Here is a 24,090-nt window from a genome sequence, read left to right on the forward strand (position 1 = left end):
AAGCCAAAGCATTAACAAAACTCCGAGGACATCATTATGGCTGCTTTATTCGAAAACTATGATCGCCGCATCAACCAAGTCCAGCCTCTACTTGAGCAGTACGGATTCAGTTCATTAGAAGACGCCTTTCGCTTCTGTAAAGAGCATAACGTTAACCCATACGATATCGTCAAAGAAACCCAACCCATCGCGTTTGAAAATGCCGCTTGGGCCTACGTACTTGGCGCAGCCATCGCATTAAAAGAGGAAAGCCAAAATGCCGCGCGGGCCGCAGAACATATTGGAGAAGGTTTACAGGCGTTCTGCATCCCGGGTTCTGTTGCGGAACAACGCCAAGTTGGCTTGGGGCACGGAAAACTTGCTGCTCGCCTGTTGAGTGAACAAACCCAGTGCTTCTGCTTCCTTGCTGGCCATGAATCTTATGCCGCTGCCGAAGGGGCGATTAAAATCGCCCTCAATGCCAACAAAGTCCGTCAACAGCCTCTTCGAGTGRTCTTAAATGGCTTGGGCAAAGACGCTGCATATTTAATCTCTCGCATTAATGGCTTCAACTATGTCCAAACCCAGTATGACTACGATACTGGGGCTTTAGATATTGCCTCTGAACGTCGTTTCTCTCAAGGACCTCGCGGCGAGATAAATTGTTATGGTGCCGATGATGTACAAGAAGGCGTCGCTATCATGCACCATGAGAACGTCGATATATCCATTACCGGTAACTCAACCAACCCAACCCGCTTCCAGCACCCTGTCGCTGGCACATATAAGAAAGAGCGACTAGAGCAAAGCCAACCTTACTTCTCTGTCGCTTCTGGTGGTGGCACCGGGCGCACTCTGCATCCGGATAATGTGGCTGCGGGGCCAGCCTCATATGGCATGACAGACACTATGGGAAGAATGCACAGCGATGCGCAGTTTGCTGGCTCATCCTCTGTACCTGCCCACGTTGAAATGATGGGGTTAATTGGCATGGGGAACAACCCTATGGTAGGAGCCACTGTTGCGGTCGCTGTTGCCATTGAACAAGCGATGAAATCAATAGCTAACTAAAATATCTAGTGGATGTAATAGACCTATTTGCCCAGTTTTGAAATACCTTACAAGTTGGGCAAATAGACCTTTTGCAGCATCTATCCAAGCTCGAAGGTTGTTACACCATAAGTGCGGCTGACCGAAATAGCAGGGATATCACCTGTGTACATACGCGCAGTGGTAAAGACGGGTTCCATATTATATTTTTCAGCCAAGACAACACCTGGCAAGTTGATTTCCGGTACGTCGAGGTAAATATTATCACTCGGTGCTACTTTTGCTCTCAAGGCGAGAAATAACTCTTCTGCAAGTAACGCATCATCCGCAAACAGTGGCCCAATTTTGAACCCATTGCGACATGGTCGAATTACACCATATCCCACCAGCCGACCCGCTTGCATAATACCCAGTGCGGATGAATCGGTTTGTTTAATCCATTGTTGCAAAAAACGCTGCCTGTCCGCAGGGAAAAACGTACTATCATACTCAAGCACTTCACTCAGTGGCAATCCGGCTAAATCAACCAAGCCAATGCCCTCGGGCTCGACCCCACCGCCAAACCCTTCAAAACGAATATTGCCATAAGCAAGTTTAAATCCAGATTGCTTATAGTTGTCTTGCTGCTCGACGACACCGTCCAAACCCACATTACAGCCATCTAGATAGGCTAAACCGGCCTTCCATAATTCAAAGCCATAGCCCTTTCCTCGATACTCTGGTTTGACAATATAGAAACCCAGAAAGCCGTAGCTATCGTCATACTTCACGACAGAAATTGATGCTATGGGGTCGTCACCGAGGTAACCCACTAAGAAACCACTCGGGTCTGCGGCATAAAAGGACTCAATATCATGCAGCCCTGGATTCCAACCTTCTGCAGCGGCCCAGTCGATAGCCCGTGCTAAGTCCAGCTTTGACATTACCTGTATTTTATAATTATCACCGGTCATCGCGGCGCACTCCTGTATCCCATTAGCATAGGTTAATGGTAGATTATTCTTCGCTGACACTGCTCGCTTAAGCGCTTTATTGCTAACCTCCTCGCAACTATGCTCTATCTCATTCAAGTAGACTCATCATCCAAAATACCACTGTTCTCCATCTTTTATCGCTCAGCACAGTGAGTCGTTACGATAAAACCAGTGCTCATTATCAAATAATGTTTGAAAATAATTCAAAGACAGACCCGTTTTAAGATACATAAACACCATCTACTATTCACTACATCAACAATCCAGACACCGTTTTGAACAGAGGAAGACGCATGAGCAAGCTAACCATCGTAGCCAACATCATTGCTAAAGAAGACAAAATTGACCTTGTAAAAGCAGAATTAGTGAAGCTTATTGATACCACACGTGCCGAAGAAGGTTGTATCAACTACGACCTTCATCAAGACAACGAAAACCCGGCACACTTTCTGTTCTTTGAAAACTGGATATCTCGCGAGCTATGGCAGCAACATATGGGAAATCAACACCTTGCCGACTACATGGCAGCAACCGAAGGCTGCATAGAGCAATTTATCTTAAACGAAATGTCACAGATCGATTAACCCGGTCAAAGTACTCATTAGTCACCATTGGTACTTGCGCTAATGGTGATCTTTATATGCCCACTTCGAATCAATTTAGCGCCTTTTTAAACATGGCATGTCGTTAATGCTTGAATCATCCTTTCTCGCCCAGGCTAACGGTCGACCATTAATTGCTACTCTTTTATAACTTAATGACTTTTGGTACTTTATCAACTATCCAACTAAATCAGGATAAAATAATCATTAAAGACWAATGGACTTATAATAAAAAATCATATTAAAAGCAAAATATCAATGATAAATAAATTTTCCATATAAAAAACAACATTAACTACCGCTTAAATAAAAACAAAATAATACTAATAACAAAAGCAATAAAATTAAAAATAAATCAATTCTGAAATGCTATTCTTTTTATATTGCATACCTTCCAAGAACTTACAATAAGGTGATCGCATATGAAAAAAACAACTCACTTACTATTTACATTTATTCTATTGGGTTGTCATGATGATGATGACACATCAATATCCGAAATTGATACAGTAGAACCACCTAATATCGCTGCAGACCTAAGCCTCACTGCAGATGACATTGTTGAAAACGATCAAAATCAATCCGTTTTTATCACTAACCTTTCGATCCCTGCACACCGTGATCTAATCAGCAGCATTTCTTTTGAAATTGAGCCTAAACCAAACACTTTTTCAGAACCAATCAAGGCCTCTTTTACCGGAAATAGCATTACTACATCAGCTGAAAATACTGAATTCCCTGTTTTTGGTCTCTATAACAATTATGATAACGAAGTTCAATTAAATATTGTTTTCTCAGATGATTCTATAGCGAAAATATCAAAAACAATTCGCGCAGAGGGTTACATAGATGAAAATTCGATTTACGACGATATAAAAGTTAACCAACGTGTAGCCAGTCAAAAACCTTCCTATAACTACATTCACCTAGAGTCAAGTACTAACCAGGGGCCTGTCATTATAGACATCGATGGCAATGTCCGCTGGGTAGCCAATACACCGACCGGTAACTATCGAGCAGCAGTATTCGAACACAATAAGTTCATAATTCAAGATAATAATGGCTTAGTGTTTCTTTCTCTAGACGGGACGATAACTGAAACAAATATAGTTTCAAATAGTCTTTCAAATATCACCCCGCACCATGAAACCACTTTTGGAAAATCTGGTTATTTATTAAACATCGATGCTGATAAAAACGGATCCAGAGTTATAGAAGCAATTGTTATTGAAGTGGATAGAGATGGTAACATCATAAGTGAATGGGATTTTGAAGAAATTGTCAGAAACCACATGTTATCGGAGGGGGATGATCCCAGTACATTCGTCATAACTGAAATCGACTGGTTTCACATGAACTCAGCTATTTATGATGAACGAGATAATAGTATTATTGCATCCAGCCGTGAGAATTTCATCATCAAAGTCGATTATGATACCAAAGAAATAAAATGGCTTTTTGGGGATGAAACTAAGCATTGGTATGTTAGCTTTCCTTCACTTCAACCACTCTCTATATCTGCAAATGGCACAAAGCCTATTGGTCAACATTCTCTATCTATTGTAGGCGGTAATTTAATGTTTTTTAATAACGGTCAACGTAGTTTTAATCAACCGGATGGCGCTCCTGTTGGTGATACTCTGCCAACCAGTTTAACGATGGCTTACTCCATTGATGAGCCACAATTATTAGCCAATCTAGAATGGAGCTATGATGCTGGCCTTCAAAGTGACATTTGCTCTAGCGTATACAAAGAAGGCTCTAGTTATCTGATTACCTATGCTGCAGTGGATAGGCTCAATGACAACCCAACCAGAACTGTTATCCAAGGTATAGATGAAGGCAATAATCTAATATTTGAATTTGAACATGCTGGAGTGGATACACAAGGAAGACCTTGCCGAACATGGAATAGTGATATTGTTGACTTAAGTAACGTATCTTTTAACTAGCCATTCATAATGTAAGTACACCCAGTATATGTCTGGGTTTACTTCAACTTAAGATCAGGACCCTCGTAATTAACAGTGACGAAGATAACATCTGACTGTTTGTTAGGCAGCTTTCAAACTGCCTTTCAACATAATTTAACGTGCGAATATTCGCGTTGGGTTTCAAAAGTGCGACCGACTAAACGTTGAGGCAAAAGCAACACCGAACCTTGTTAGCTCTCAGCCCAGTTAAATTTGCTTTCGTCTACACCTTCTTTTGCTTCTCTAATTCGTTCCCTTCTATATCGCTCTTCGTCACGGGCGGCATCAATTTCTTGCATTATGATTGCAATATCAGCCTCAGTATCATTTTGTTCAAAGTTACCCGTTAATTCACTCTCAGGGGTTAAGTCACCTTTCTCAAACAAGGCCCAAATTTCCTTGGCGTACTCAGTGCTTAGCAACTCGGGGGCAAACTGGCTGTAATAATCGCGTATATTGTTGATATCGCGTGCCAACATCCACTCAGCATTGTTATTGGCGGAGGCGTCTACGGCTTGCGGTAAATCGATAATTACAGGGCCTTTTTCATCAACCAGCACATTAAACTCAGACAGATCACCATGAATTAGACCAACGCACAGCATTTTTACCACGTAGGTCATCATAGTTTGATGATCTTCACGCGCTTGCTCAGCTGACATAACCACATCGTTCAGCCTTGGAGCCACATAGCCTTCTTCATCGGTGACCAATTCCATTAACAGTACACCGTCAAAACAGCCAAAAGGTTCGGGTACCCTGACTCCAGCAGCAGCTAGCTTATACAAAGCGTCTACCTCTGCGCTTTGCCACACTTTTTCCTGCTGCTCACGACCAAAGCCAGAACCTTTCTCCATAGCACGTGCGCGGCGACTATTGCGCACCTTGCGACCTTCTCGATAGGCCGCTGCTTTCTTGAAGCTGCGTTGCGTTGTCTCTTTGTACACCTTAGCGCAACGGATCGTATCGCCACAGCGTACTATGTACACTGAGGCTTCTTTGCCACTCATTAATTGGCTTTTCACCTCGTCGACCAAACCATCGTCAACTAAAGGCTGTATTCTCTTCGGTATTTTCATGGCATTGTTATACCTTAGTTAGCCAATAGATGTAACCCAAGTAACTTCAAGATGCTTAATTCAGCGAGAATTACTTGGTTGATAGGCAGGCAGCGATTTGCAGATCTAGTTACGCTAAAACAAAAAACGCTAACACCACATAGCGGCCAAGTAAACTCGCCCCTTGGGAACTTGTTGTACTCAGCCCCATTCACCCGGAAAGGATTTCATGTGAGATACATGCAAAGCCTGACTTAAAAAGTACACAGAGTTGAAAACTAGCTGTCATAACCCTTGCATAGTCTCTATCGAAACTGAGCGAACGCCAGTAGATAATGATTTAAACAAATAATGATAATAGGAAAGAAGTTTGACAACCAATAACCCTGAAACCAATCGACTTGCAAGCCATACCCACACAAGTAATGTCACGCCTTACCTTGCTATTTTCGATCTTGATGAAACATTGATTGCTGCTGATTCAGCCAGCCTGTGGAGCGCCTATCTTGTTGATAAAGGTGTAGCCCCCTCGACTCTTCTGGTTGATGAGAAAGAAATGATGGAAGCGTATGCCAAAGGTCAGATGGATATGAATGCCTATATGCAGGCAACGTTGAAGCCCATGATAGGGTTGGATGGCTCGACGATTACAGAGTTGGTGGATGAATTTATTGAGTGCCACATCAAACCAGCCCTTTACCAAGATGCCGTTGACCGAATTCAGTGGCACAAACGCCGAGGCGATAAGATTTTGATTATTTCCGCAACAGGTGAGCACCTAGTAAAACCTATTGCCCACCTGCTAGGTGCCGATGATGCCATTGCAATAAATCTTGAACAGATCGATGGTAAGTTCACTGGAAAGACGACAGGTACGCTCAGTTATCAATACGGAAAGGTGATCAGGATGAAAGCTTGGCTTGACCAGCAAGATACCGCCTTCAAAGGCAGCTATGGATACAGCGACTCAATCAACGACTTGCCTTTGCTTGATGCCGTCGATCGCCCCTTTGCTGTAAACCCTGATCCCGCTCTGGCATTGCATGCGCAGATGAACGAATGGACCATTATGGACTGGCGTCACGATAATAACATTCTTCGCTGATTTATTCCTTTTGAAGCCATTGTCTTATTTATTAACAATGGCTTTAATCTCTATCTGATGACTCCCCCTCATACTCTTTCCCTATACAAGACTCTCCACTCTCGCATGTTATTCAAATAAATTGATGTTGTTGTTCAACTGTTAGTACTTATGTTCCTGACAGTGATGTCTACAATATTCCTATAAGTGACATAGGGTAGAGAAAGATGAGCAAGGAAAGAAAAACATATGATGGTTTATCCATCATCATCCACTGGCTAACAGCAATCACCGTCATCGGCTTGTTCGCGGTAGGGCTATGGATGGTTGATCTTAACTATTATTCTCAGTGGTACAAGCCTGTCCCCCACTGGCATAAGTCGGTCGGTATCTGCTTGGCTGCTTTGACTCTCTTTAGACTGGTGTGGAAACACATAAAAAAGCAGCCTTCCATTGAAGGAGATGCCTGGGAAATTGCGGCGGCTAAAATGGCCCATAGTCTGATTTATATCTTACTGATCGGCCTTTTTATTTCAGGTTATCTGATCTCTACCGCTGACGGTCGTGCCATCGAAGTATTTGACTGGTTTGCAGTGCCTTCAGTGGGAGAGCTATTCCCTAATCAAGCAGATATTGCAGGAGAGGTTCATTACTACCTCGCCTTCGTCCTAATAGGACTTGCGAGCTTGCATGCCTTGGCGGCACTCAAGCACCACTTTATAAATAAAGACAACACCCTAAAAAAAATGTTGGGAGTAAAGTAAATGAAAAAGCACATCATCGCCATGGGACTTATGGCTGCGGCTTCAGTTTCTGGAATTGCACAAGCAGCAGACTACGCCATCGACACTAAAGGTGCCCATGCATCAATCAACTTTAAAGTCGAACACCTTGGCTACAGCTTTATTAAAGGGCGCTTCAATACCTTTGACGGTACTTTTAGCTACGATCCTAAAAATTTGTCTGCTTCTAAAGTAGCAGTTAATGTAGATACTACCAGCCTTGACACTAACCATGCAGAACGTGACAAGCACCTACGTAGCGATGACTTCATTGACGCCGGTAAGTTTTCTACCGCAACTTTTACCTCAACCAAAGTCGAACCAAAAGGCAACGGTGAAATGACGATTTTTGGTGATTTGACCCTACACGGCCAAACGAAACCATTAGCGATTGATGCTAAGTTCATCGGTGAAGGTGACGATCCATGGGGTGGCTACCGTGCTGGCTTTACGGGAAAAACGCGCATTGAATTAGCTGATTTTGGTATCCAGGTCATGGGCTCATCGAGCTACGCAGATATCGAACTGCATGTTGAAGGCGTTCGCCAATAATATTGAGTGTCAGTTAATTGCAAAATCCGGCTCCCCGCCGGATTTTTTGTATGAATATCAATCAATCAACAATAATATTTACCCATGGTTACAGATTGAAACAGGAACCATAGGCTAGGATGAAGGTCATAAAAACAAAGCATAATAATGTGCTACTCAATGAGAAGGTAAATCATGACACCACAAGAAAAAGAGCTGATCCAAAATGTCGCCAATAAGCTGAAGCAGAGCCCAAATAAATCTAAGGACTCAGACGCAGAAAGCTTGATCAACAACGAGATTGGCTCTCAGGATGATGCTATCTACAAGCTTACCCAAGCTGTTCTTGTGCAAGAAATGGCGCTGAAAGAGCTCAAGCAAAAGAATGAATACCTTGAAAAATGTGTCGATCACCACAAAACAGAAGCTAACCGCGGCACATTAAGCAAAATGATGGGCGGCAACCGTCCAGCCCCTCAACCACCTCAACCAAGCCATCAACCAAGTGCGTTTGGTAGCTTTATGCAGACTGCCGCTAGTGTTGCCGTCGGGATGGTTGCGGGTAATATGATCAGTAATATGCTGTTCAATAACGACGACCCAGCAGCAGATGCCATGGCGGCAACTGATCCCGCGGCAGAAAATGCGACAACAGATGAAATGCCATCAGAAGACGCACTAGCCAACTCTGGTGCAGAGGAAAGCAGCGGTGGTTTCTTAGATGACTCTTCGAGCTTTGCGTCAGACTATACGGACAGTACTGGTGGCTTTGGTACCGATGGCCTAGGCGGCGGTTTAGATGATAGCGGCTTTGGTGATGCTGGTTTTGGCAGTGACGGCTTTGAAAGCAATGGTTTTGAAAATACAGGCTTCGATGACACACTAGCCAACAATGGCTTTGGCAGCGATGATAGCTTCTTTGGCGGTGGTGACGATTTCGGTGGCGACGAATAACAACCACATCCATGCTTAAGGGCACTCTCAGTGCCCTTTTTCTTAGCCTCTTTCATCTTTCGGTGTATCCATCACCACCATGGTGGTAATGGCGTTCACTTGCGGGATCTCACCTAATACATCCGCATGAAACCGCTTATAAGCATTTAAGTCCGCGGTTTCAACTCGTAATAAATACTCGCTCGCGCCTGTTATGTTATGACACTCCACAACGTCCTTCGCTAGCTCGATATGAGACTCGAAATCCAATTGTGATTTCTTGCTGTGATTGGACAGTCCAACACTCACATAAGCGATAAACCCAACACCCATTTTTGTGTGGTTCAATATCGCTTTATACCCTGAAATGATTTTCTTTCGTTCAAGCTCCTGAACCCGCCTGAGTGTGGCGGAAGCAGACAGGCCTACCCGTTGAGACAGCTCAACATTGGTCAACCGACCATCACGCTTAAGCTCCTGCAATATTCTTTCGTCAAACTTATCCATAGCGCAACTTCATTGTGATTAATTAAATCTATAAGCAAAGATAGGCACAAAATGCCCCCGTTCTTTCATTAATATACAGATTAATCGAAAACAGACCACCGGAAAATATTATGGATTACCACCACTTCGCCGCCCTTGTGGCATTCGCCTTTGTCTCTACTGTTACACCCGGACCAAACAACATTATGTTAATGACGTCTGGGGCCAACGTAGGTTTTTGGCGTACGATTCCGCACATGATGGGCATTATCTTTGGGTTTAGCTTTATGGTGATTTTAATTGGAATAGGTTTAGTCGGCATTTTTCAAAGCTATCCGATATTGCACCAAGTATTACAAGTTATCAGCATCGGTTATCTTGTCTACCTTGCCTTTTTGATCGCACGTAGTAAACCGGCCAATTCAGAGCAAAATGATTACCAACCTATGTCATTCTTTTCTGCGGCCTGCTTTCAGTGGGTAAACCCCAAAGGGTGGACAATGGCGATCTCAACAGTCAGTATCTACAACACTTCCGCAGATTGGACAGGCATTGCACTTATCGCCATTGTCTTTGCTATTGTCAACGTACCGTCAGTCAGTATTTGGACCTTTGCAGGCAAACAGCTGCAATCAATTATCCAACAGCCAGAAAAAATGAAATGGTTTAATTATGGAATGGCGGGGTTGCTACTCGCATCATTGTTTCAGGTATTGTAACGGTATGCAGAATAGAAAAAGCCTCCGTGAAGGAGGCTATTAAGGATTATTTTTTCGCTTTTGCATTATCTAAAATTTCTTTAATACGTTTGTTTGATACACGTTTAGCCATAACATTAACTCCATTTAAAAATTACATACCACGGTCTAAGTCATCGTCCTTCAACACTTGTTAATCTTTTGTGATTAATGGACTTAACTCCAATATACGTAAATTAATATGCAATGAAATACTCTTTACTCGTTTTCAATCCAAGACCTACCGCCCGCGACAGATACTTATCACGAATTAATAACAGATTGCAGAATAAACCCACACATGCAGACCCCAACCTGACCAATAGGATAAAAAATTGATATGGTTTCAGAGCTTTATACAAAGCAACAATCTGTGATGTAACCCGCAAAACCATCAACGATAACGAAGCATAAATCTAATCGAAAGAGTACGATCAATTAACCAATTTTATGGCTTAATTGAGTAAACCAAGTATTCCTTGTCCTTCAAAAGCCAGTTGAATTCCTGATGTGACCCCCATCTTCTTAAACAGATTATGTCGATGGATCTCAACGGTACGCAACGCAATGCAAAGCTCATCAGCAATCACTTTATTTGGCTTTCCTTGGATAATAAGAGGCACTAACTCCTTTTCTCTTTCAGTTAACAAAGCAACTCGCGCTTCTAAATCGGCAGTCGCTTGCTTTGATGAAGAGAGGCTGATAGCCAGGTCCTGCGCTTGAGCAATCGCACAGCACAACTCTTCTCCATTGACCGGCTTTTGTAATAAGTCATTTGCCCCTCTCTTAAAGGCGGTTTTGGTAATTTCAACGCTTGCATGGCCTGTCAAAAAAACAATAACAAAATTACTCTCTTTCTCAGCGAGTCTTTTTTGCAGCTCTAACCCATCAATACCCGGCATGTTTATATCCAACAAAATCACACCTGGCTGCTCGATATCTACGCTGCCTAAAAAGTTCTCTGCACTATTATAGGTTTTAACATCAAAGCCCTCTCCTTCCAGCAGCCAACATACAGAATCCAAGATAGCCGCATCGTCATCAACTAAGTATATAGTGCATTGCATAATCAATCCTTTGCTAAGTTTCTAGGTAAAGTAATCAAAAAATGGGTACCTCGTGTTTGCTGTTTGGCTTCAATTGAACCATTATGTGCCTCAATGATTCGTTTACATATCACCATTCCAAGCCCTAAGCCTGCATCTTTACTACTATGAAAAGGCATATATAGCTGTTTTAGTTGCTCATCTGAAATACCACAACCGTTATCAGAAAATGCTATTGTTAAATGGCTTTCATCGTGATCAGTAATAATCGATATCACTCTCTCGTCAATTGGGTTATCTTTTAGGGCATCAATACTATTTTGAATTAAATTAACAAATACCTGCTGAATAAGTACCGGATCGATATAAACAGAGGTATCTTTATCATTCATCTCCAATTTAATCTTATGCTGCTTAAATGTATGTTGGAAAATGAGTATTGTTTTGCTAAGTAATGTTTTAATTGAATAACATTCGATTTCGTTATTATGCACTTTCATAAAGTTACGCATCCGCTGAATGATTTGGCTAGCATTTCGTGTTTGCTGTTCAATTTTATCCAACACTTCAATAAGCTGTTGCTGGCCCAACTCAGAACGAGCTAATCTTTTTTTACAGCCTGATACATAAGAACCAATAGCCATCAAAGGTTGGTTAAGTTCATGCGCAACACCCGATGCTAATTCCCCTCCTAATAAAATGCGTTGTGCTTTGTAGAGTTGATCCGTTTCTTTTTCAAGCAGCTGTGCAGTTCGCTCATGCTGTTCAATCTCATTACGAAGTTGAGCTGAGCGGATATGAACCAAATAGTTAACTCTAAAATGATAGCCAAAAAACAGCAGTAATAAACCAATTGATATTAATACCCAGCCACGATACTGCACCCACAACCTTGTAAGGTATGACGGCTGAATACTCACCCTAATGTCATCCATTAATTGGTAAATTGCACTGTCATCAATGGGGACCGACCACCCACCGTAACGACCCGCTACCGCAATTTCACTGGCAGGAGGTATGGTTAACAAGATTCTGGCTATATGGTTGGCATAATCTGCTGGAACATGCTTCATCCGTGCCAGTGTCCAGTTCGGATAAAGTTTACTCGACGTTTGGCAAGCGAAATTAGACTCCGGCACCTGCTTGCGAATGACTTTCAGACTATTAGCGGGTATGGTTCCATCTCTAATTTTCCTTTCTAACAAACAAGTGGGAGCGATTGCAAAATCAGCCTCTTTGTTCAGAACTTTTGTTAGTAATTTCTGCTGTGGATAGCCAATAAATGTCAGCTTTTTGAGGTCACCCTTCCCAATCCCCTCCTCCATGAACTCTCTCAGCATAACCCTAAAACCACCAAAGGCTTTATCACTAACTGAAATAATAGAACGGCCTCTAAGTTGCTTTAGACTTAATATATCTGGCTCATCGACCCGCCCAATTAATGCAGAACCGATCGCATGCTTAGCTTCACCATGGAAAGGGTTGAGGTTAAGCATTTTCACTGCTTGGTTGTTGTATTTATAGATTAAAAAGTGAACCCCATTGGTAAGCGTGAAATCGACAAGACCACCTTCCACCAAGCTATCTAAAGTCGGAATGTCTGCGGGTACAATAACAAAATGGTACTCAGATAAAGCCGCATTGAGATAGTCAATCGTGGGCTGCCAACGCGCCAATGTATAAGCCGGCCCATTGAACGCAAGCACACCGATCCTCACTAACTTCTGCTCTGCCAAGCTCGAGAAACTAGCCAGTAAACTCAACAAAAAAATCAGGTGCTTTATTTTCAATGAATTCGCCCTACTACGACACATGTCAAATCTGTGTCTAGCGTCTCATATTGATAAATAGCTTTTTTGTCTCAGATCAATCATAGCGGAAAACTGCGGTTTACCACTATAGAGGTAATAGCCTGTTCCCTTAGAAAATGTCCAACAAGGAAATTGAGAATATGAAACACATTTGTATATAGGGAGCAACAAGTATGTCTGAAAATAATTCACGCCGTCAGTTCTTGAAAATGGGGTTAGGTGCCGCAGCAATAGCCCCCGTTTCAGCCCTTGGGCTTTCATCCGCAGCTTATGCCGCAACCAACCCTAATGATATTCAGTGGGATGAGGAAATGGATGTATTGGTTGTCGGTTCAGGAATGGCTGGGATGATTGCCGCTATTCGAGCCGCTGAAACCACCCCAGACGCGAAAGTTGTTGTCGCCGACAAAATGTCACGCCTAGGTGGCTCATCACTGATCTCTGGCCTCAATATGGCCGTCGTCGGTTCTGACTTACAAAAAAATACTGGCGTAACCGATGATTCATGGCAATTACTACTCAAAGACATCGAACGCGAGGCCAAAGGCTATAACCATAGAGAACTCACTGAAGTAGCGGCTAAAGGAACACTAAAGCTATATAACTTCCTTAAAGATCATGGCGTTGAATATGACATGTCGATAGGTGATGGTACTGGCGTTAAAAAACTTGGCGGTCACTCTAAACCTCGCTGTGTTTGGCCTAAAGGCGGCGGTACTGAAGTGATCAGAAAATTGCAGAACTACTGCGCAACTAACCTAGCCAATGTAGAGATTCGCAAAAAGATTCAGCTTGACGAAATCCTACGTAACGACGAAGGACGTGTGATTGGAGTAAAGGTCCGCGAAAAATATCGCTTCAGCCGTAAGCATGATGATCTCGGCGATAACGACAACCCTGCGATTAACAAATCAGGTAAGGTGAAATACTACAAGGTGAAACGCGGCTTAGTCATGGCAACGGGTGGCTATAACCAAGACCGCAAATTTCGTGGCGACGAAGTGGGTGCCATGTACAACGCCGCCTCAACAACACAGCCAGGTGCAACTGCAGGCGCAATTAAAGCCATGGTCAACGCGGGCTTTAAACCCATTCATATGACGCTATTCCGCTTTGCATTCCCAATTCCAACTGAAGATATTCGCTGGGGTATTCTCGTTAACCCACGTACTGGTGAAAGGTTTGTTGATGAGTACAACAACAATGATCGCCAAGCCATTGGTATGGCTATTCTGGAGGAGCGACGCCATATTGACGGCGAACATACTGTACTGATTTACGACCAAAAAGGGGCCGAACATTATCACGACCAGCAGCGTTTACACCTGTCTATGGATGGTAAAAACGGCATTAACGGTACGATTTGGAAGTTCGAGTCTCTGCAAGCACTTGCCGACAACTTCAAAATGGATATCAATCTGTTGCAGGCAAATATCGATAAATATAATGCAAATATGGAACAAGATCAGGACGAATTTCATAAGCCCAAAAGTGTTCTGAAAGGTGCAACCTCAATCTCGCAGGCGCCATATTACGCCATGCAGTTAAACCCTCGTTATAACTATGCGCAGGGCGGAGCAATGATCACCCCGAATGCTGAAGCTGTCGATGTCGTTACAGGTGACCCCATTGAAGGCGCATTTGTTTGTGGTGAAGCATCCGCAGGTACATATGGCTATATCCGCCTGACTGCTTGTTCAACGATTGATTGTGGAACATTCGGTATGGTCGCAGGTGAAAACGCTGCAAAAGCAACACCTTGGGTATAAATCCTATTCCGGGTGGTGCGAACCACCCTTCATTTAGACAAGAATTCTTGCTTATGAAATACGTATTACTTTCTATATTGACGCTATTACTGATGTCAGTTGTACCGGGATTATACGCCAGCGACGAGCCAGACTGGACGTCATTAGCCGATGAATACACCTTAAAACCTCACCACAAAGCGTTAAAGTTTGAGTGCGTGATGTGCCATCAAGGGAATGACCCTGAGGAATACGAGCCACTAGAAACCGAAAATTGCCTATCTTGTCACGGTAGCGCGAAAAAGGTGGCGGATAGGCTTCAGTTTATGGATAAGAACCACACCAACCCGCATAACTCATTTCATGACGGATACTCTCTTGATTGCTATGAGTGCCACTCAGAACACGAACCGTCAACAAACTTATGTTCTGACTGCCACAAAACCACATCATGGATGGGTAAGGTACCATAGGAGTTTTTATGAATAAAAAATGGTTTATTGTACTTTTACTCGTCATTGGTGGAACACTTGGTACCGGTGCTAGCCTTATTACCGCTGAAATTACGCACAGTACAGCAGGTGCTGAGTTCTGCGGGGCTTGCCACTCAATGAAACCGATGGCCAAAACCTTCGAACTCGATGTGCATGGTGGCCAGAACGAACATGGTTTTGTTGCCCAATGTGTCGACTGCCACTTACCTCAAGATTCGGTATTTGCTTACATGCTAGATAAGACCAAACACGGCATAAATGACGTGCTTGTCGAAAACTTTACCGATACAGATAAAATTGACTGGATAGCTCGTCGTCACGAGCGGGAAAGGTTTGTTTTTGATAGTGGCTGCTTGGAGTGTCACCAGAAATTACTCGACAAAACAGACGCTAAGAATCCAAAGTCCTTACAAACACACGCACATTATAAAGCCCAGTTAGAGCAAGGCGACCCTATTCAGTGTGTTTCATGTCATGTCACTGTTGGCCATAACGGTATGTTAAGAAGTGAGCTAAACAAACGTTATCCAGAATACGATTTTGAGTCTGAATAGATCACTAACCAAAGGCCGTCAACACTTAACGTTTTGGTGGCCTTACTTAATCTATTGAACCGGCAAGCATACGTCTACCATCTCGTATGTTTCCTAACCCCATGCTCGCGCATTATTTGTAAGCTTCGTTAGCTAAATACCGACAAATAGCCCAAATGAGTAATTTTTAATTGTCAACATAAGCCACGCCAATTAAAATTTCACACATCATGTAGAAAGGAATCAGCCCTACCCCCCATGGCTTACTTGTTTGTTTTTTTTCGTTACCTAGCTCTCTTAGTTAGCTTTTTTTCTTTTATTGGTTGCTCTTCCACGCCCACGGCAGAGAAAGTTCCCAGTTATACGATCCCTTTTGACTCACAGACACAGCTTGCAGGCCAAGCGCTTCCCTATATCAACAAACACTCTGCATTGACTGGCTTTTATCCGCTAGGCGATGGGCAGGAAGCATTTTTGGCACGCTTAGCGCTTATCTATGGTGCTGAACACAGTATTGACCTGCAGTACTACATCTATCGGGATGATAGTACCAGCTCATTGATGACTTATGCTCTCTACCAAGCCGCTGAGCGTGGGGTGCGTGTACGAATATTGCTCGACGATATGCAGTCACGCAATGATAAATCAATGGCACAACTTACAAGCCACCCAAACATCAAGATTCGCCTATTCAACCCATTTGAAAATCGAGTTGCTCGTGTATTTGATTTTGTCAGTGATTTTGACCGCATGAATCGCAGAATGCACAATAAAGCGCTAATTGCTGATAATGCCTTCGTCATTACTGGGGGGCGAAATATTGGCGATGAGTACTTTGCCGCTAACGGCTCTGTTGATTTTGGTGATTTTGATATCCTAATGCTTGGCGATACCGTCCCAAAAGTCTCCGAACAATTTGACCTGTATTGGAACAGTAAACCGTCGACCCCCATCGAATCACTCGTCCGCCAAGCAAGCAAACCAACCGATGCTGACATTGAAAAGTGGGAAAATGACCTTAAACGAGACTTCAAAAACTCAAAATACATCAAATCATTTGCTGAGCTCCCCCTGACCCAGCACATAAAGGATGAATCGTTAGATTTTTTCTGGGGCAAGGCTGAAGTACATTATGATTTGCCGTCAAAGATTTACTCACCAGAAAATACCGACCTTATGCTCCACCAGCTCGGTGCGATTCTTGCGCAAACCAATGATGAATTACTGCTCATTTCCCCTTATTTCGTACCTACCGAACAAGGCGCGAACTCATTAATTAAAGCTGTGGAAGAGGGTATTGATGTGACAATTATTACCAACTCCCTTGCATCAAATGATGTCTTTGCCGTTCATGGTTGGTATGCAAAATACAGAGAACCGCTCCTCGCCGGAGGGGTAAAGTTATATGAGGTAAAAGTTGATCCTAGTTTGAAAAAGAAGCGCTCATGGTTAGGTAGCTCACGAACCAGTTTGCACGCGAAAACCTTCATAATCGACCGTAAAGATCTCTTTGTCGGTTCATTTAACTTTGATCCTCGTTCAGCCTTTCTTAATACGGAAATGGGCATTTTGATCGAGTCGGAAGAATTTGGCGAACTCGTTTATCAAGAATTCGATCGCAATCTGCGCAAAAATACATATCGGCTAGCATTAAACGAAAACGAGGAGCTGGAGTGGCATAATGACCTTAGCGGAGCCATTACCCGTTCGGAACCTGATGCCAGCATTTGGTTACGGTTCTCAGCTTGGTTTGCTGGAATATTGCCGATAGAAAATCAACTATAAATGAAAAAGCCCCATCAACACTTAGGTTAATGGGGCTTTTTACTAAAGAAAGTTGACCGCTATGCGTTCATTCGACCAGTCGCTGATGCAATTGCGCCTTTACCAACACCTTCATAGGCAATAACGTCAACATTTGAGCCAACTTCAACAGACTCGCTCACTTGCTCAGCAATGTACTGCGCAAGTAGCTCTACCGTTGTATCGGTTTCAATCATCTCAACATCATTTCTAGCAATCGCTAGCTCAAACTCACCCTGAGGTGCTGTATAGCGAAATGCATGATGACTCTGCTCATTCACCTCTGCGGCAAACGGGCTCAGATTAAGCTCTGCCAACGTACATTCATCCTCTGTACTGCCAAGGTAAATATCTTGCCAGCGCTGCGCCCACTGTTGCTCTAGCGCCAGATTACGCTGCCCGTCGATCAGTAGCTCAACCGGAGAGCGGTGGCCATGTGCAATTCGCTGACAATTGCCGTCATGCTTTTTCAAACCATGGCTATAGTGATAGAAAGGTCCCGAGATCGGCTCATGGCGAAGTGTTATCTCCAACCCCTGAACATTCTCAGGTAACTTACCTTCTAACACTTTGTAGATATGGCGGGTGACAGACTCGATAGTGACTTCACTGTCTTCGATCAAGCAATAAGCCTGCTCAGGGCAGTGCAGATGAAGGCTTTTGTCTCCACGCAACAAATCAACAGTGGCATAGCCTGGTGTGGTTGCGGCTATACGAATTGCGTCGCTTTGGCTCGGGACAATCAATCGGTGATCAACGTATTCATCAACAATCTGTTTGATTTGTTTTTTTACCCGGCTGAAATCAAGCACCATGCTCATTTCATTCAACTCGCCCGACATTACCACATCGAGGATCCAACTCTCGCCTACCATACCTCGATGCTGGCAAAGGTAAGAGGAATCGATGACGGTAAGATCTCTAACAAATAGCTTCAAACTGAAGTCCTTACTGATTCTGGTTGCGGCATGGCATTATACGCAGCTATATTCCTGAGTAAACCGCTCAAGCAAACCTCGAACCCACTAAAAGCGATAGGTGGCGCCAAGATACGCAGATGTTACCCCTTTAAGCTGAGTTTCAACCGTTACTGAATCGCCAGCACTGTTTTCAGCTTGCCATGAACGACGCTCCGAAGGCAGTACAGTATGGCGTAAACCGACCTCAAACCCCAAGTCATCGATAACTTCCCAACCTAAACCGGCTTGAAAACCAAAGACAATACCACTCTCCTCATAACTGTCAGAAAAATCAGAGTCTGTTTCGGCAAATGCATAACCGATATGGAGGCCAACAAAAGGTTTTATTGATGCTTGTGGACGGAAAAAGTGATCTGCACTTAGCAGGTGAAGTCCAACATTAGTGTCATACGCATCCTGGCCGTCAAACTTAGTGGTCGATGTATGGTATTCAAAGCTATAGTACACGCGCCCCTGCTGGTTTGGCATGTACACACCAAAATCCAGTGCGCCAAAAGAGCCAAAGTCGTCATCATCAGAGTCGATATTGCCCGTGGTAGCTGAGGCTGTGTTATCACTACCAATCAAATTTGCCCCACCGCGCAGTCCAACAAAATACTGAAAACCAGGCGCTTGAACCATCGGCTCAAGCTCCGCCTGCGCTGCCGCACCTTCATCACACCATGCATGCATTGAAAACAATGACAACAGAACCCCAGACGCAATTACATTCCTTTTCATTTTCACCATACCTGTAGCGAAATTTATCATTCTAACTTAGGGTCTGCTTATCTTTCCCCAAAACTATCAATATTTTAATGTATACACAGCTTCAATACTAGCCAACTTATTCTTCCCGCAACCAGCTAATAGCCTCTAGTGAGTCTTCGAAATAGCGAACTTCACCACTCACAAACCAACTCCCCACCTTGCTCATTACCTCTTGCCAATGTTGGTTTCCATAAATCGCAACTTTATTGAATTTACGACCAAACCGCAGCCCTAACTTAAGATCATCCCATGCAGCATGAAGGTCCCACCCTTCAAACTCGGTGCCGTCAAAATACACATTAACTATTGGGTTTTCGATCCCCTCAAGCGCCTCTTCAATTAACGGCGTAATTTTCTCGTAATCGGCATGGGTCAAAGTACCAACGGCCATCAGCTCCATAAACACCAGATCATCTAACTGCTCGACCTCAAGGTGGATACCATGGACATAACTCATGTTCGTTCCTCTTTGAATCCGGCTATCTCAATAGTTTATACCCAAGTGACATCAAGTAGCAGATTGAAGTCATCAGGGTATCTCTGCATATACTTAACTTCGTGATCTCGCTATTATTTATCACAAGCCCAACAGTTACCTTTTTGACATGGCACTTATCACCGAGCAAACCCCATTCAACCCAGACACAATTCCCAGCCAAATTGTTGGCATCGCGGCCAATGTCGGACGCCATGATTCTGGTATGCACTGCCACCGTAAAGCGCAACTGCTTTACGCCCCGTCTGGATGCATGAGTATTACATTGGACAATCAGCAGTGTATTTTGCCCCCAACCCGAGCCGCTTGGATCCCTGCTGGTGTCAATCACTGCGCGGTCATGACGAATGTCGTTGCCTATCGTTCAATCTATTTCGACACGCAGCATAAAGAGGAAGAAATAGACAAACTTAAAATCATTGGGGTAAACCCTTTGCTTCGAGAGCTTATAGAAAGAATGGCTTTTTGGCCTTGGCAGATGCCTTTTTCTGAACAAGAAGCGCTTGTGAATTTATTTTGGCAAGAACTTGCTGTAGCGCCCGATGAGACCTTGCTCTTACCGCTACCATCGGATACCAGACTGAGAACTTGGCTAACAAAACTCAAGAATGAAGGGAACGCGCCGTCTCCTTTGAATGAAGCGGCGCAGTCTATTGGGGCAAGTGAGAAAACCATTTCTCGCATTTTTTCACGCGAAACAGGTATGCCCTACCAAGCTTGGCGCCAGCAATGGCGCTTGATGAAAGCCATTGAACTACTGTCTGAGCATAAATCAGTCTCAACCGTCGCGTTTGAACTCGACTTTTCAAGCGATAGCGCATTTATCAGCTTTTTTCGCAAACAAACGGGAGCGACCCCCAGCACTTATATTAAACAGCCAATTTAATGAAGAGCCATAACTTCTATCATCCTTAACACCAACGCCTAACTTGTTGACAGTACAGATCAAATTGCTCGCCAAACATTGCTTGTAACACGGCCTCCTCAGGCGCAATCTGAAAGTGATTCATATAGAACACAAACAGCCCTATCATGAGTAAAGGGCTAAGTGCCGATAGGTAAACAAATGCTGCACATAAGAAGCAAAATAATCCTAAGTACATCGGATTACGTGAATGATGATAAATTCCAGTAGTCACAAGCCTGGATGTTTTATTGGGAAAGCGGGGATCAATTGTTGTTCTGGCCTTGGCAAATGACCAAACAGCAGAAAGGCCTAGAAAGGTGCCAATGAGACAAAAAAGCAGTACCAGATAAGGCTGAAGAACAAACGTAAAGGTATAAAGTGGCCAGTATTGAGCAAGACCATACATACAGCCGAATGTAATGATGACTATCAGCGGGGGTGGCAAACGTAACTCCATCTTTATCTCCTTTCCTTTCTCGCTATTCTCTTCCAGTTTAGGACCTAATATTGCTCACCTTTCACAAAATGTTTAGAATCACGCTTTCACTCTGCGTCTGATTTTTCATATGAAAGAACTAAAATACCTACAAGGCTATCCTGACCAACTCATTGACCAAGTCAGCCAACTGGTTGAGCAAGGTAACCTCAAGCGATACCTGCTAAAAAAATACCCAGAGCAACATACGATCCAATCTGAAAAAGCACTCTATGAGTTTGTCATCGGATTGAAAAATCAGTACCTGAAAAAATCGACTCCAATCAGTAAAGTGGCTTACGACAGCAAGATACATATGGTCAACCACGCATTGGGGATGCACAGCTTTGTCTCTCGCATCCACGGCAAGAAGCTGAAGGCAAAGAATGAAATCCGGGTATCAACTATTTTCAAACAAGCCCCTCTTCCTCTGCTATCAATGATAGTGGTACATGAGCTTGCCCATAGCCGGGAAAAAGAGCACAACAAGGCATTTTACCAGTTATGCTGCCATATGGAGCCTGACTACCACCAGTTAGAGCTGGATGCCCGTCTGATGTTAACCCAGCTTGAGATCGACGGTCCGCTATACAGCTAAGTCATTTGGGTATAAAACTAGCTATCTGGATCATTTAATTTCTGGCAATTATCGCACTTTTGCCTAAAATACCCTGCTAACTACATTATTAGGTGTTTACATGAAAATTTGTGCTGTTGAGCTTCGTAGCAACGAGGCCGTAATTTGCCTTCTTTCCCAGAATAACGGTCTGTTTGATCTTCCTGAGTGCCGTTCTCAAAAGTTCATCATGCAAGACTCAATGGACAATGAGCAGATGAGTAAATTCCAGCAGACATTCAAAAAGCTACTGGATGACTACCAGATCGATCGTGTTGTGATCCGTACTCGTGAGACTCGTGGTAAATTCGCAGGCAGCGCAGTTGGCTTCAAACTTGAAGCCGCGATTCAATTGATTGAAGGCATTGAAGTAGACTTCATGACCAGTCAAGAAATCAAGCAAAAGCTTAAGCGCAACCCACTTGCTATCGAGTTCCGCGCGACTGGCCTTCGTCAGTTCCAAGAAGCGGCATTCATGACAGGTTATGCATACCTGGGCAAATAAAAAGCCTGTGAGTTAAATCGCATGCAAAAAGCCAGCTAAGCTGGCTTTTTTAGTCTTTGGGCACAAGTGAAAATATCCTTAATCACTAGGGCGTATTACTGGCCGCACTATTGTCTGACTGTTCAGACCAGACACACCATTACAATTGTAAATTTTGTTTCCAGTCCTTATCTATCCGAACCAAAGCCATTATTTCAGCATCACAACCCTTACCATTCACACTACTAATTACTCTTAGCCACCGCCATACACAGCAAATACAAAGCGTGACACATGCCGAAGCCGCCTAATCATATAATCCCACCGAATCATTACATGGACAGTTATTTCAACTTTTTATAAAAACTCATTTTAAGCGGTCTCCTAATGAAAAAAACGATTATCAGCCTTTCAATCATCAGTCTTCTTGCCGGTTGTGGTGGAGGCGGTGGCGGCAGCTCAACGCCAGACGACAAGAAACCAGCGCCAAAAGTTGATTTCCCTTTGAAAGGAGCAACTTTTGATGCCGCTAAGCTCAGCAGCACGACACTATCAATCAAAGAATACAACTCATCATTCATGGAAGAGGCTGCTTTAGTCGACACCAATTATGAAAAGAGCACATATCAGGCAATTGAAGATAGCGATATTGCCAAATACGATATCCTCAACGTTCTAGCTAACGAAGAAGGATTAGAAGGTTTCTATGCAGTCAATACCACTGAATACCAGGATGCTGGGCTAACCCAGCCAAAAGATAAAGATTCCTCTTTTGCAGGTAAGATGGCTAACAAGCACTTTGTTACCTATATCGATGAGGGCACCAGCAAAGATCAGCAACCTTGGGGGCTGCCGGACTTTTTTGCCAACGGTGACTTCGCGCTTGCCCAGCTAGGCAAATATCAAGCGACATTTGAATCAGAGCTGTCTGGTTTATCTAAAGATGCCATTCAATATATTCTTGAAGATCACGGTGTCGCAGAGGGCCATCAGGGCATTTCCCGTTGTGATGATTTTAATATCTCAAGAACATTCGATTTTACACGCGCTTCAAAAGAGGTGATTACAGTAAACTCGAAGAAAATCGAGACAATAAAGTTCTATATTCGCGATCGAATTACTGGTCAATGTACTGAAGAAAATGGACAAACGACTTATCTATCAGAGATTAGAAACCACGATCCAGTCGGCATTGAAGTGTGGGTGAACCCTGCTCTAGGCATTGTTAAAGGTATCGAGAAAAATGACTCTAAAAAAGAGGCATATCTAATCGAGCTTGTTGATTTCTCCCTAAAGCAATAGGCCAGAAACATTCGACGTCTACCCAAGCTTTGCAAAAAGCTTGGGTATCTTTCTAAACGTCCTGCTGTAATTTCAACTTCGATAATTTCGTCTCTTCCTTAACTTATACAAAGTTAAAATCAGCAACGCACTGACGACAACAGAAAGAACAACAAACGCATAGATTAATAGATTGGTACTATTCATCCACCGCAATAAATGAAAGGTACCAAAGAAGAAAAGAAAATAGCCACCGATCACGGTGAACAACTTGTAAAAATCGACCTCACTGACTTTCCTAAGCATCACTGATCGCTCCTATTGCTATATCCAAGCAACCTCATGAAACAGCGTTACTTGGAGTACGTTACAAGTATGGTGCGTCCTGCCGGTTTTGCCTCTACCTTGAGGTAACTTGGGTATAAAATACTTTATATCCAATTAGTTAAGTTTGCAGTGACAGGTACCCTCCAGATA

At 43.4% G+C, this 24,090-nt stretch carries 25 protein-coding genes; 16 read left to right on the top strand and 9 right to left on the bottom strand.

What is annotated here, in order from left to right; translation table 11 throughout:
• Positions 1 to 36: 36 nt before the first annotated feature.
• Positions 37 to 1,050, top strand: coding sequence for a GGGtGRT protein (locus L4D79_RS05130; protein WP_428648262.1), 1,014 nt, complete (start codon positions 37 to 39; stop codon positions 1,048 to 1,050).
• An 80-nt stretch (positions 1,051 to 1,130) separates the two neighbouring features.
• Here the strand turns inward: L4D79_RS05130 and L4D79_RS05135 are convergent, their stop codons facing one another.
• Positions 1,131 to 1,982 (bottom strand): GNAT family N-acetyltransferase, encoded by an 852-nt coding sequence (locus L4D79_RS05135; RefSeq protein ID WP_428648265.1) that lies wholly within the window; start codon positions 1,980 to 1,982, stop codon positions 1,131 to 1,133.
• A gap of 314 nt (positions 1,983 to 2,296) precedes the next feature.
• Between L4D79_RS05135 and L4D79_RS05140 the strand changes: the two genes are divergently transcribed.
• Positions 2,297 to 2,587 carry a putative quinol monooxygenase gene (locus L4D79_RS05140; RefSeq protein ID WP_428648268.1) on the top strand — a complete coding sequence of 97 codons (291 nt, stop codon included), beginning with the start codon at positions 2,297 to 2,299 and terminating at the stop codon, positions 2,585 to 2,587.
• Between the two features lie 440 nt (positions 2,588 to 3,027).
• Positions 3,028 to 4,557, top strand: coding sequence for an aryl-sulfate sulfotransferase (locus L4D79_RS05145; protein ID WP_428648270.1), 1,530 nt, complete (start codon positions 3,028 to 3,030; stop codon positions 4,555 to 4,557).
• A gap of 212 nt (positions 4,558 to 4,769) precedes the next feature.
• On the opposite strand, the gene L4D79_RS05150 is transcribed toward L4D79_RS05145, so the two are convergent.
• Positions 4,770 to 5,657 carry a PA4780 family RIO1-like protein kinase gene (locus tag L4D79_RS05150; RefSeq protein WP_428648273.1) on the bottom strand — a complete coding sequence of 296 codons (888 nt, stop codon included), beginning with the start codon at positions 5,655 to 5,657 and terminating at the stop codon, positions 4,770 to 4,772.
• Positions 5,658 to 6,006: 349 nt separating this feature from the next.
• Between L4D79_RS05150 and L4D79_RS05155 the strand changes: the two genes are divergently transcribed.
• The 4 genes from L4D79_RS05155 (at position 6,007) to L4D79_RS05170 (ending at position 8,987) form a co-directional block, all read left to right on the top strand.
• Positions 6,007 to 6,741, top strand: a complete 735-nt coding sequence (locus L4D79_RS05155) for an HAD family hydrolase (protein WP_428648276.1) — start codon at positions 6,007 to 6,009, stop codon at positions 6,739 to 6,741.
• Between the two features lie 206 nt (positions 6,742 to 6,947).
• Complete coding sequence (locus tag L4D79_RS05160) at positions 6,948 to 7,484, top strand: cytochrome b (RefSeq protein WP_428648278.1); 537 nt, start codon at positions 6,948 to 6,950, stop codon at positions 7,482 to 7,484.
• Positions 7,485 to 8,054 (top strand): YceI family protein, encoded by a 570-nt coding sequence (locus L4D79_RS05165; RefSeq protein ID WP_428648281.1) that lies wholly within the window; start codon positions 7,485 to 7,487, stop codon positions 8,052 to 8,054. It abuts the gene before it with no gap.
• Between the two features lie 174 nt (positions 8,055 to 8,228).
• Positions 8,229 to 8,987, top strand: a complete 759-nt coding sequence (locus L4D79_RS05170; RefSeq protein ID WP_428648284.1) for a DUF2076 domain-containing protein — start codon at positions 8,229 to 8,231, stop codon at positions 8,985 to 8,987.
• 42 nt (positions 8,988 to 9,029) lie between these two features.
• On the opposite strand, the gene L4D79_RS05175 is transcribed toward L4D79_RS05170, so the two are convergent.
• Positions 9,030 to 9,473 (bottom strand): Lrp/AsnC family transcriptional regulator, encoded by a 444-nt coding sequence (locus tag L4D79_RS05175; RefSeq protein ID WP_428648286.1) that lies wholly within the window; start codon positions 9,471 to 9,473, stop codon positions 9,030 to 9,032.
• Positions 9,474 to 9,583: 110 nt separating this feature from the next.
• Here L4D79_RS05175 and L4D79_RS05180 point away from each other — a divergent pair, with 110 nt between their 5' ends.
• Complete coding sequence (locus L4D79_RS05180; RefSeq protein ID WP_428648289.1) at positions 9,584 to 10,171, top strand: LysE family translocator; 588 nt, start codon at positions 9,584 to 9,586, stop codon at positions 10,169 to 10,171.
• Between the two features lie 473 nt (positions 10,172 to 10,644).
• Here L4D79_RS05180 and L4D79_RS05185 read toward each other — a convergent pair whose 3' ends face one another.
• Both L4D79_RS05185 and L4D79_RS05190 read right to left on the bottom strand, forming a co-directional pair.
• Positions 10,645 to 11,256 (bottom strand): response regulator transcription factor, encoded by a 612-nt coding sequence (locus tag L4D79_RS05185; RefSeq protein ID WP_428648292.1) that lies wholly within the window; start codon positions 11,254 to 11,256, stop codon positions 10,645 to 10,647.
• 2 nt (positions 11,257 to 11,258) lie between these two features.
• Entirely contained in the window at positions 11,259 to 13,025 is a 1,767-nt protein-coding gene (locus tag L4D79_RS05190; protein ID WP_428648295.1) for a sensor histidine kinase, read from the bottom strand.
• A gap of 194 nt (positions 13,026 to 13,219) precedes the next feature.
• Here L4D79_RS05190 and L4D79_RS05195 point away from each other — a divergent pair, with 194 nt between their 5' ends.
• The 4 genes from L4D79_RS05195 (at position 13,220) to L4D79_RS05210 (ending at position 17,606) form a co-directional block, all read left to right on the top strand.
• The gene (locus L4D79_RS05195) at positions 13,220 to 14,815 is read left to right on the top strand and encodes an FAD-dependent oxidoreductase (RefSeq protein ID WP_428648298.1); all 1,596 of its coding nucleotides are present in this window, start codon (positions 13,220 to 13,222) and stop codon (positions 14,813 to 14,815) included.
• Positions 14,816 to 14,868: 53 nt separating this feature from the next.
• Positions 14,869 to 15,267: a cytochrome c3 family protein gene (locus L4D79_RS05200; RefSeq protein ID WP_428648299.1), complete on the top strand. Its 399-nt coding sequence runs from the start codon at positions 14,869 to 14,871 to the stop codon at positions 15,265 to 15,267.
• An 8-nt stretch (positions 15,268 to 15,275) separates the two neighbouring features.
• Positions 15,276 to 15,842, top strand: coding sequence for a cytochrome c3 family protein (locus L4D79_RS05205; protein WP_428648301.1), 567 nt, complete (start codon positions 15,276 to 15,278; stop codon positions 15,840 to 15,842).
• Between the two features lie 237 nt (positions 15,843 to 16,079).
• Entirely contained in the window at positions 16,080 to 17,606 is a 1,527-nt protein-coding gene (locus tag L4D79_RS05210; RefSeq protein WP_428648303.1) for a phospholipase D family protein, read from the top strand.
• Positions 17,607 to 17,665: 59 nt separating this feature from the next.
• Here L4D79_RS05210 and L4D79_RS05215 read toward each other — a convergent pair whose 3' ends face one another.
• The 3 genes from L4D79_RS05215 to L4D79_RS05225 all read right to left on the bottom strand — a co-directional run bounded on the left by L4D79_RS05215 (position 17,666) and on the right by L4D79_RS05225 (position 19,811).
• The gene (locus tag L4D79_RS05215) at positions 17,666 to 18,562 is read right to left on the bottom strand and encodes a 6-pyruvoyl trahydropterin synthase family protein (protein WP_428648304.1); all 897 of its coding nucleotides are present in this window, start codon (positions 18,560 to 18,562) and stop codon (positions 17,666 to 17,668) included.
• Positions 18,563 to 18,649: 87 nt separating this feature from the next.
• Positions 18,650 to 19,324, bottom strand: a complete 675-nt coding sequence (locus L4D79_RS05220; RefSeq protein WP_428648306.1) for a hypothetical protein — start codon at positions 19,322 to 19,324, stop codon at positions 18,650 to 18,652.
• 106 nt (positions 19,325 to 19,430) lie between these two features.
• Positions 19,431 to 19,811 carry a SpoIIAA family protein gene (locus L4D79_RS05225; protein WP_428648308.1) on the bottom strand — a complete coding sequence of 127 codons (381 nt, stop codon included), beginning with the start codon at positions 19,809 to 19,811 and terminating at the stop codon, positions 19,431 to 19,433.
• A gap of 148 nt (positions 19,812 to 19,959) precedes the next feature.
• On the opposite strand from L4D79_RS05225, the gene L4D79_RS05230 reads away from it, so the two are divergent.
• On the top strand, positions 19,960 to 20,736 hold the full coding sequence (locus L4D79_RS05230) for an AraC family transcriptional regulator (RefSeq protein ID WP_428648311.1): 777 nt from the start codon (positions 19,960 to 19,962) through the stop codon (positions 20,734 to 20,736).
• 25 nt (positions 20,737 to 20,761) lie between these two features.
• Here the strand turns inward: L4D79_RS05230 and L4D79_RS05235 are convergent, their stop codons facing one another.
• On the bottom strand, positions 20,762 to 21,214 hold the full coding sequence (locus L4D79_RS05235; protein WP_428648313.1) for a methyltransferase family protein: 453 nt from the start codon (positions 21,212 to 21,214) through the stop codon (positions 20,762 to 20,764).
• Positions 21,215 to 21,323: 109 nt separating this feature from the next.
• Here L4D79_RS05235 and L4D79_RS05240 point away from each other — a divergent pair, with 109 nt between their 5' ends.
• The 3 genes from L4D79_RS05240 to L4D79_RS05250 all read left to right on the top strand — a co-directional run bounded on the left by L4D79_RS05240 (position 21,324) and on the right by L4D79_RS05250 (position 23,634).
• Positions 21,324 to 21,830: a YgjP-like metallopeptidase domain-containing protein gene (locus L4D79_RS05240; RefSeq protein WP_428648315.1), complete on the top strand. Its 507-nt coding sequence runs from the start codon at positions 21,324 to 21,326 to the stop codon at positions 21,828 to 21,830.
• A 100-nt stretch (positions 21,831 to 21,930) separates the two neighbouring features.
• The gene (locus tag L4D79_RS05245) at positions 21,931 to 22,353 is read left to right on the top strand and encodes a DUF3010 family protein (RefSeq protein ID WP_428648317.1); all 423 of its coding nucleotides are present in this window, start codon (positions 21,931 to 21,933) and stop codon (positions 22,351 to 22,353) included.
• 366 nt (positions 22,354 to 22,719) lie between these two features.
• Positions 22,720 to 23,634, top strand: coding sequence for a hypothetical protein (locus L4D79_RS05250; protein ID WP_428648319.1), 915 nt, complete (start codon positions 22,720 to 22,722; stop codon positions 23,632 to 23,634).
• Positions 23,635 to 24,090: the final 456 nt, after the last annotated feature.

Origin of the sequence: Photobacterium satsumensis, assembly GCF_050336935.1 — a bacterium.
Classification (GTDB): Bacteria; Pseudomonadota; Gammaproteobacteria; order Enterobacterales; family Vibrionaceae; genus Photobacterium; species Photobacterium satsumensis.

Bases quoted from the DNA above. Each gene is read 5' to 3' on its own strand.
- L4D79_RS05210 (WP_428648303.1), top strand. From the start codon at position 16,080: ATGGCTTACTTGTTTGTTTTTTTTCGTTACCTAGCTCTCTTAGTTAGC.
- L4D79_RS05250 (WP_428648319.1), top strand. From the start codon at position 22,720: ATGAAAAAAACGATTATCAGCCTTTCAATCATCAGTCTTCTTGCCGGT.
- L4D79_RS05140 (WP_428648268.1), top strand. From the start codon at position 2,297: ATGAGCAAGCTAACCATCGTAGCCAACATCATTGCTAAAGAAGACAAA.
- L4D79_RS05220 (WP_428648306.1), bottom strand. From the start codon at position 19,324: ATGAAAAGGAATGTAATTGCGTCTGGGGTTCTGTTGTCATTGTTTTCA.
- L4D79_RS05150 (WP_428648273.1), bottom strand. From the start codon at position 5,657: ATGAAAATACCGAAGAGAATACAGCCTTTAGTTGACGATGGTTTGGTC.
- L4D79_RS05135 (WP_428648265.1), bottom strand. From the start codon at position 1,982: ATGACCGGTGATAATTATAAAATACAGGTAATGTCAAAGCTGGACTTA.
- L4D79_RS05175 (WP_428648286.1), bottom strand. From the start codon at position 9,473: ATGGATAAGTTTGACGAAAGAATATTGCAGGAGCTTAAGCGTGATGGT.
- L4D79_RS05200 (WP_428648299.1), top strand. From the start codon at position 14,869: ATGAAATACGTATTACTTTCTATATTGACGCTATTACTGATGTCAGTT.
- L4D79_RS05180 (WP_428648289.1), top strand. From the start codon at position 9,584: ATGGATTACCACCACTTCGCCGCCCTTGTGGCATTCGCCTTTGTCTCT.
- L4D79_RS05225 (WP_428648308.1), bottom strand. From the start codon at position 19,811: ATGAGTTATGTCCATGGTATCCACCTTGAGGTCGAGCAGTTAGATGAT.
- L4D79_RS05205 (WP_428648301.1), top strand. From the start codon at position 15,276: ATGAATAAAAAATGGTTTATTGTACTTTTACTCGTCATTGGTGGAACA.
- L4D79_RS05145 (WP_428648270.1), top strand. From the start codon at position 3,028: ATGAAAAAAACAACTCACTTACTATTTACATTTATTCTATTGGGTTGT.
- L4D79_RS05185 (WP_428648292.1), bottom strand. From the start codon at position 11,256: ATGCAATGCACTATATACTTAGTTGATGACGATGCGGCTATCTTGGAT.
- L4D79_RS05240 (WP_428648315.1), top strand. From the start codon at position 21,324: ATGAAAGAACTAAAATACCTACAAGGCTATCCTGACCAACTCATTGAC.
- L4D79_RS05195 (WP_428648298.1), top strand. From the start codon at position 13,220: ATGTCTGAAAATAATTCACGCCGTCAGTTCTTGAAAATGGGGTTAGGT.
- L4D79_RS05165 (WP_428648281.1), top strand. From the start codon at position 7,485: ATGAAAAAGCACATCATCGCCATGGGACTTATGGCTGCGGCTTCAGTT.
- L4D79_RS05170 (WP_428648284.1), top strand. From the start codon at position 8,229: ATGACACCACAAGAAAAAGAGCTGATCCAAAATGTCGCCAATAAGCTG.
- L4D79_RS05230 (WP_428648311.1), top strand. From the start codon at position 19,960: ATGGCACTTATCACCGAGCAAACCCCATTCAACCCAGACACAATTCCC.
- L4D79_RS05235 (WP_428648313.1), bottom strand. From the start codon at position 21,214: ATGGAGTTACGTTTGCCACCCCCGCTGATAGTCATCATTACATTCGGC.
- L4D79_RS05160 (WP_428648278.1), top strand. From the start codon at position 6,948: ATGAGCAAGGAAAGAAAAACATATGATGGTTTATCCATCATCATCCAC.
- L4D79_RS05245 (WP_428648317.1), top strand. From the start codon at position 21,931: ATGAAAATTTGTGCTGTTGAGCTTCGTAGCAACGAGGCCGTAATTTGC.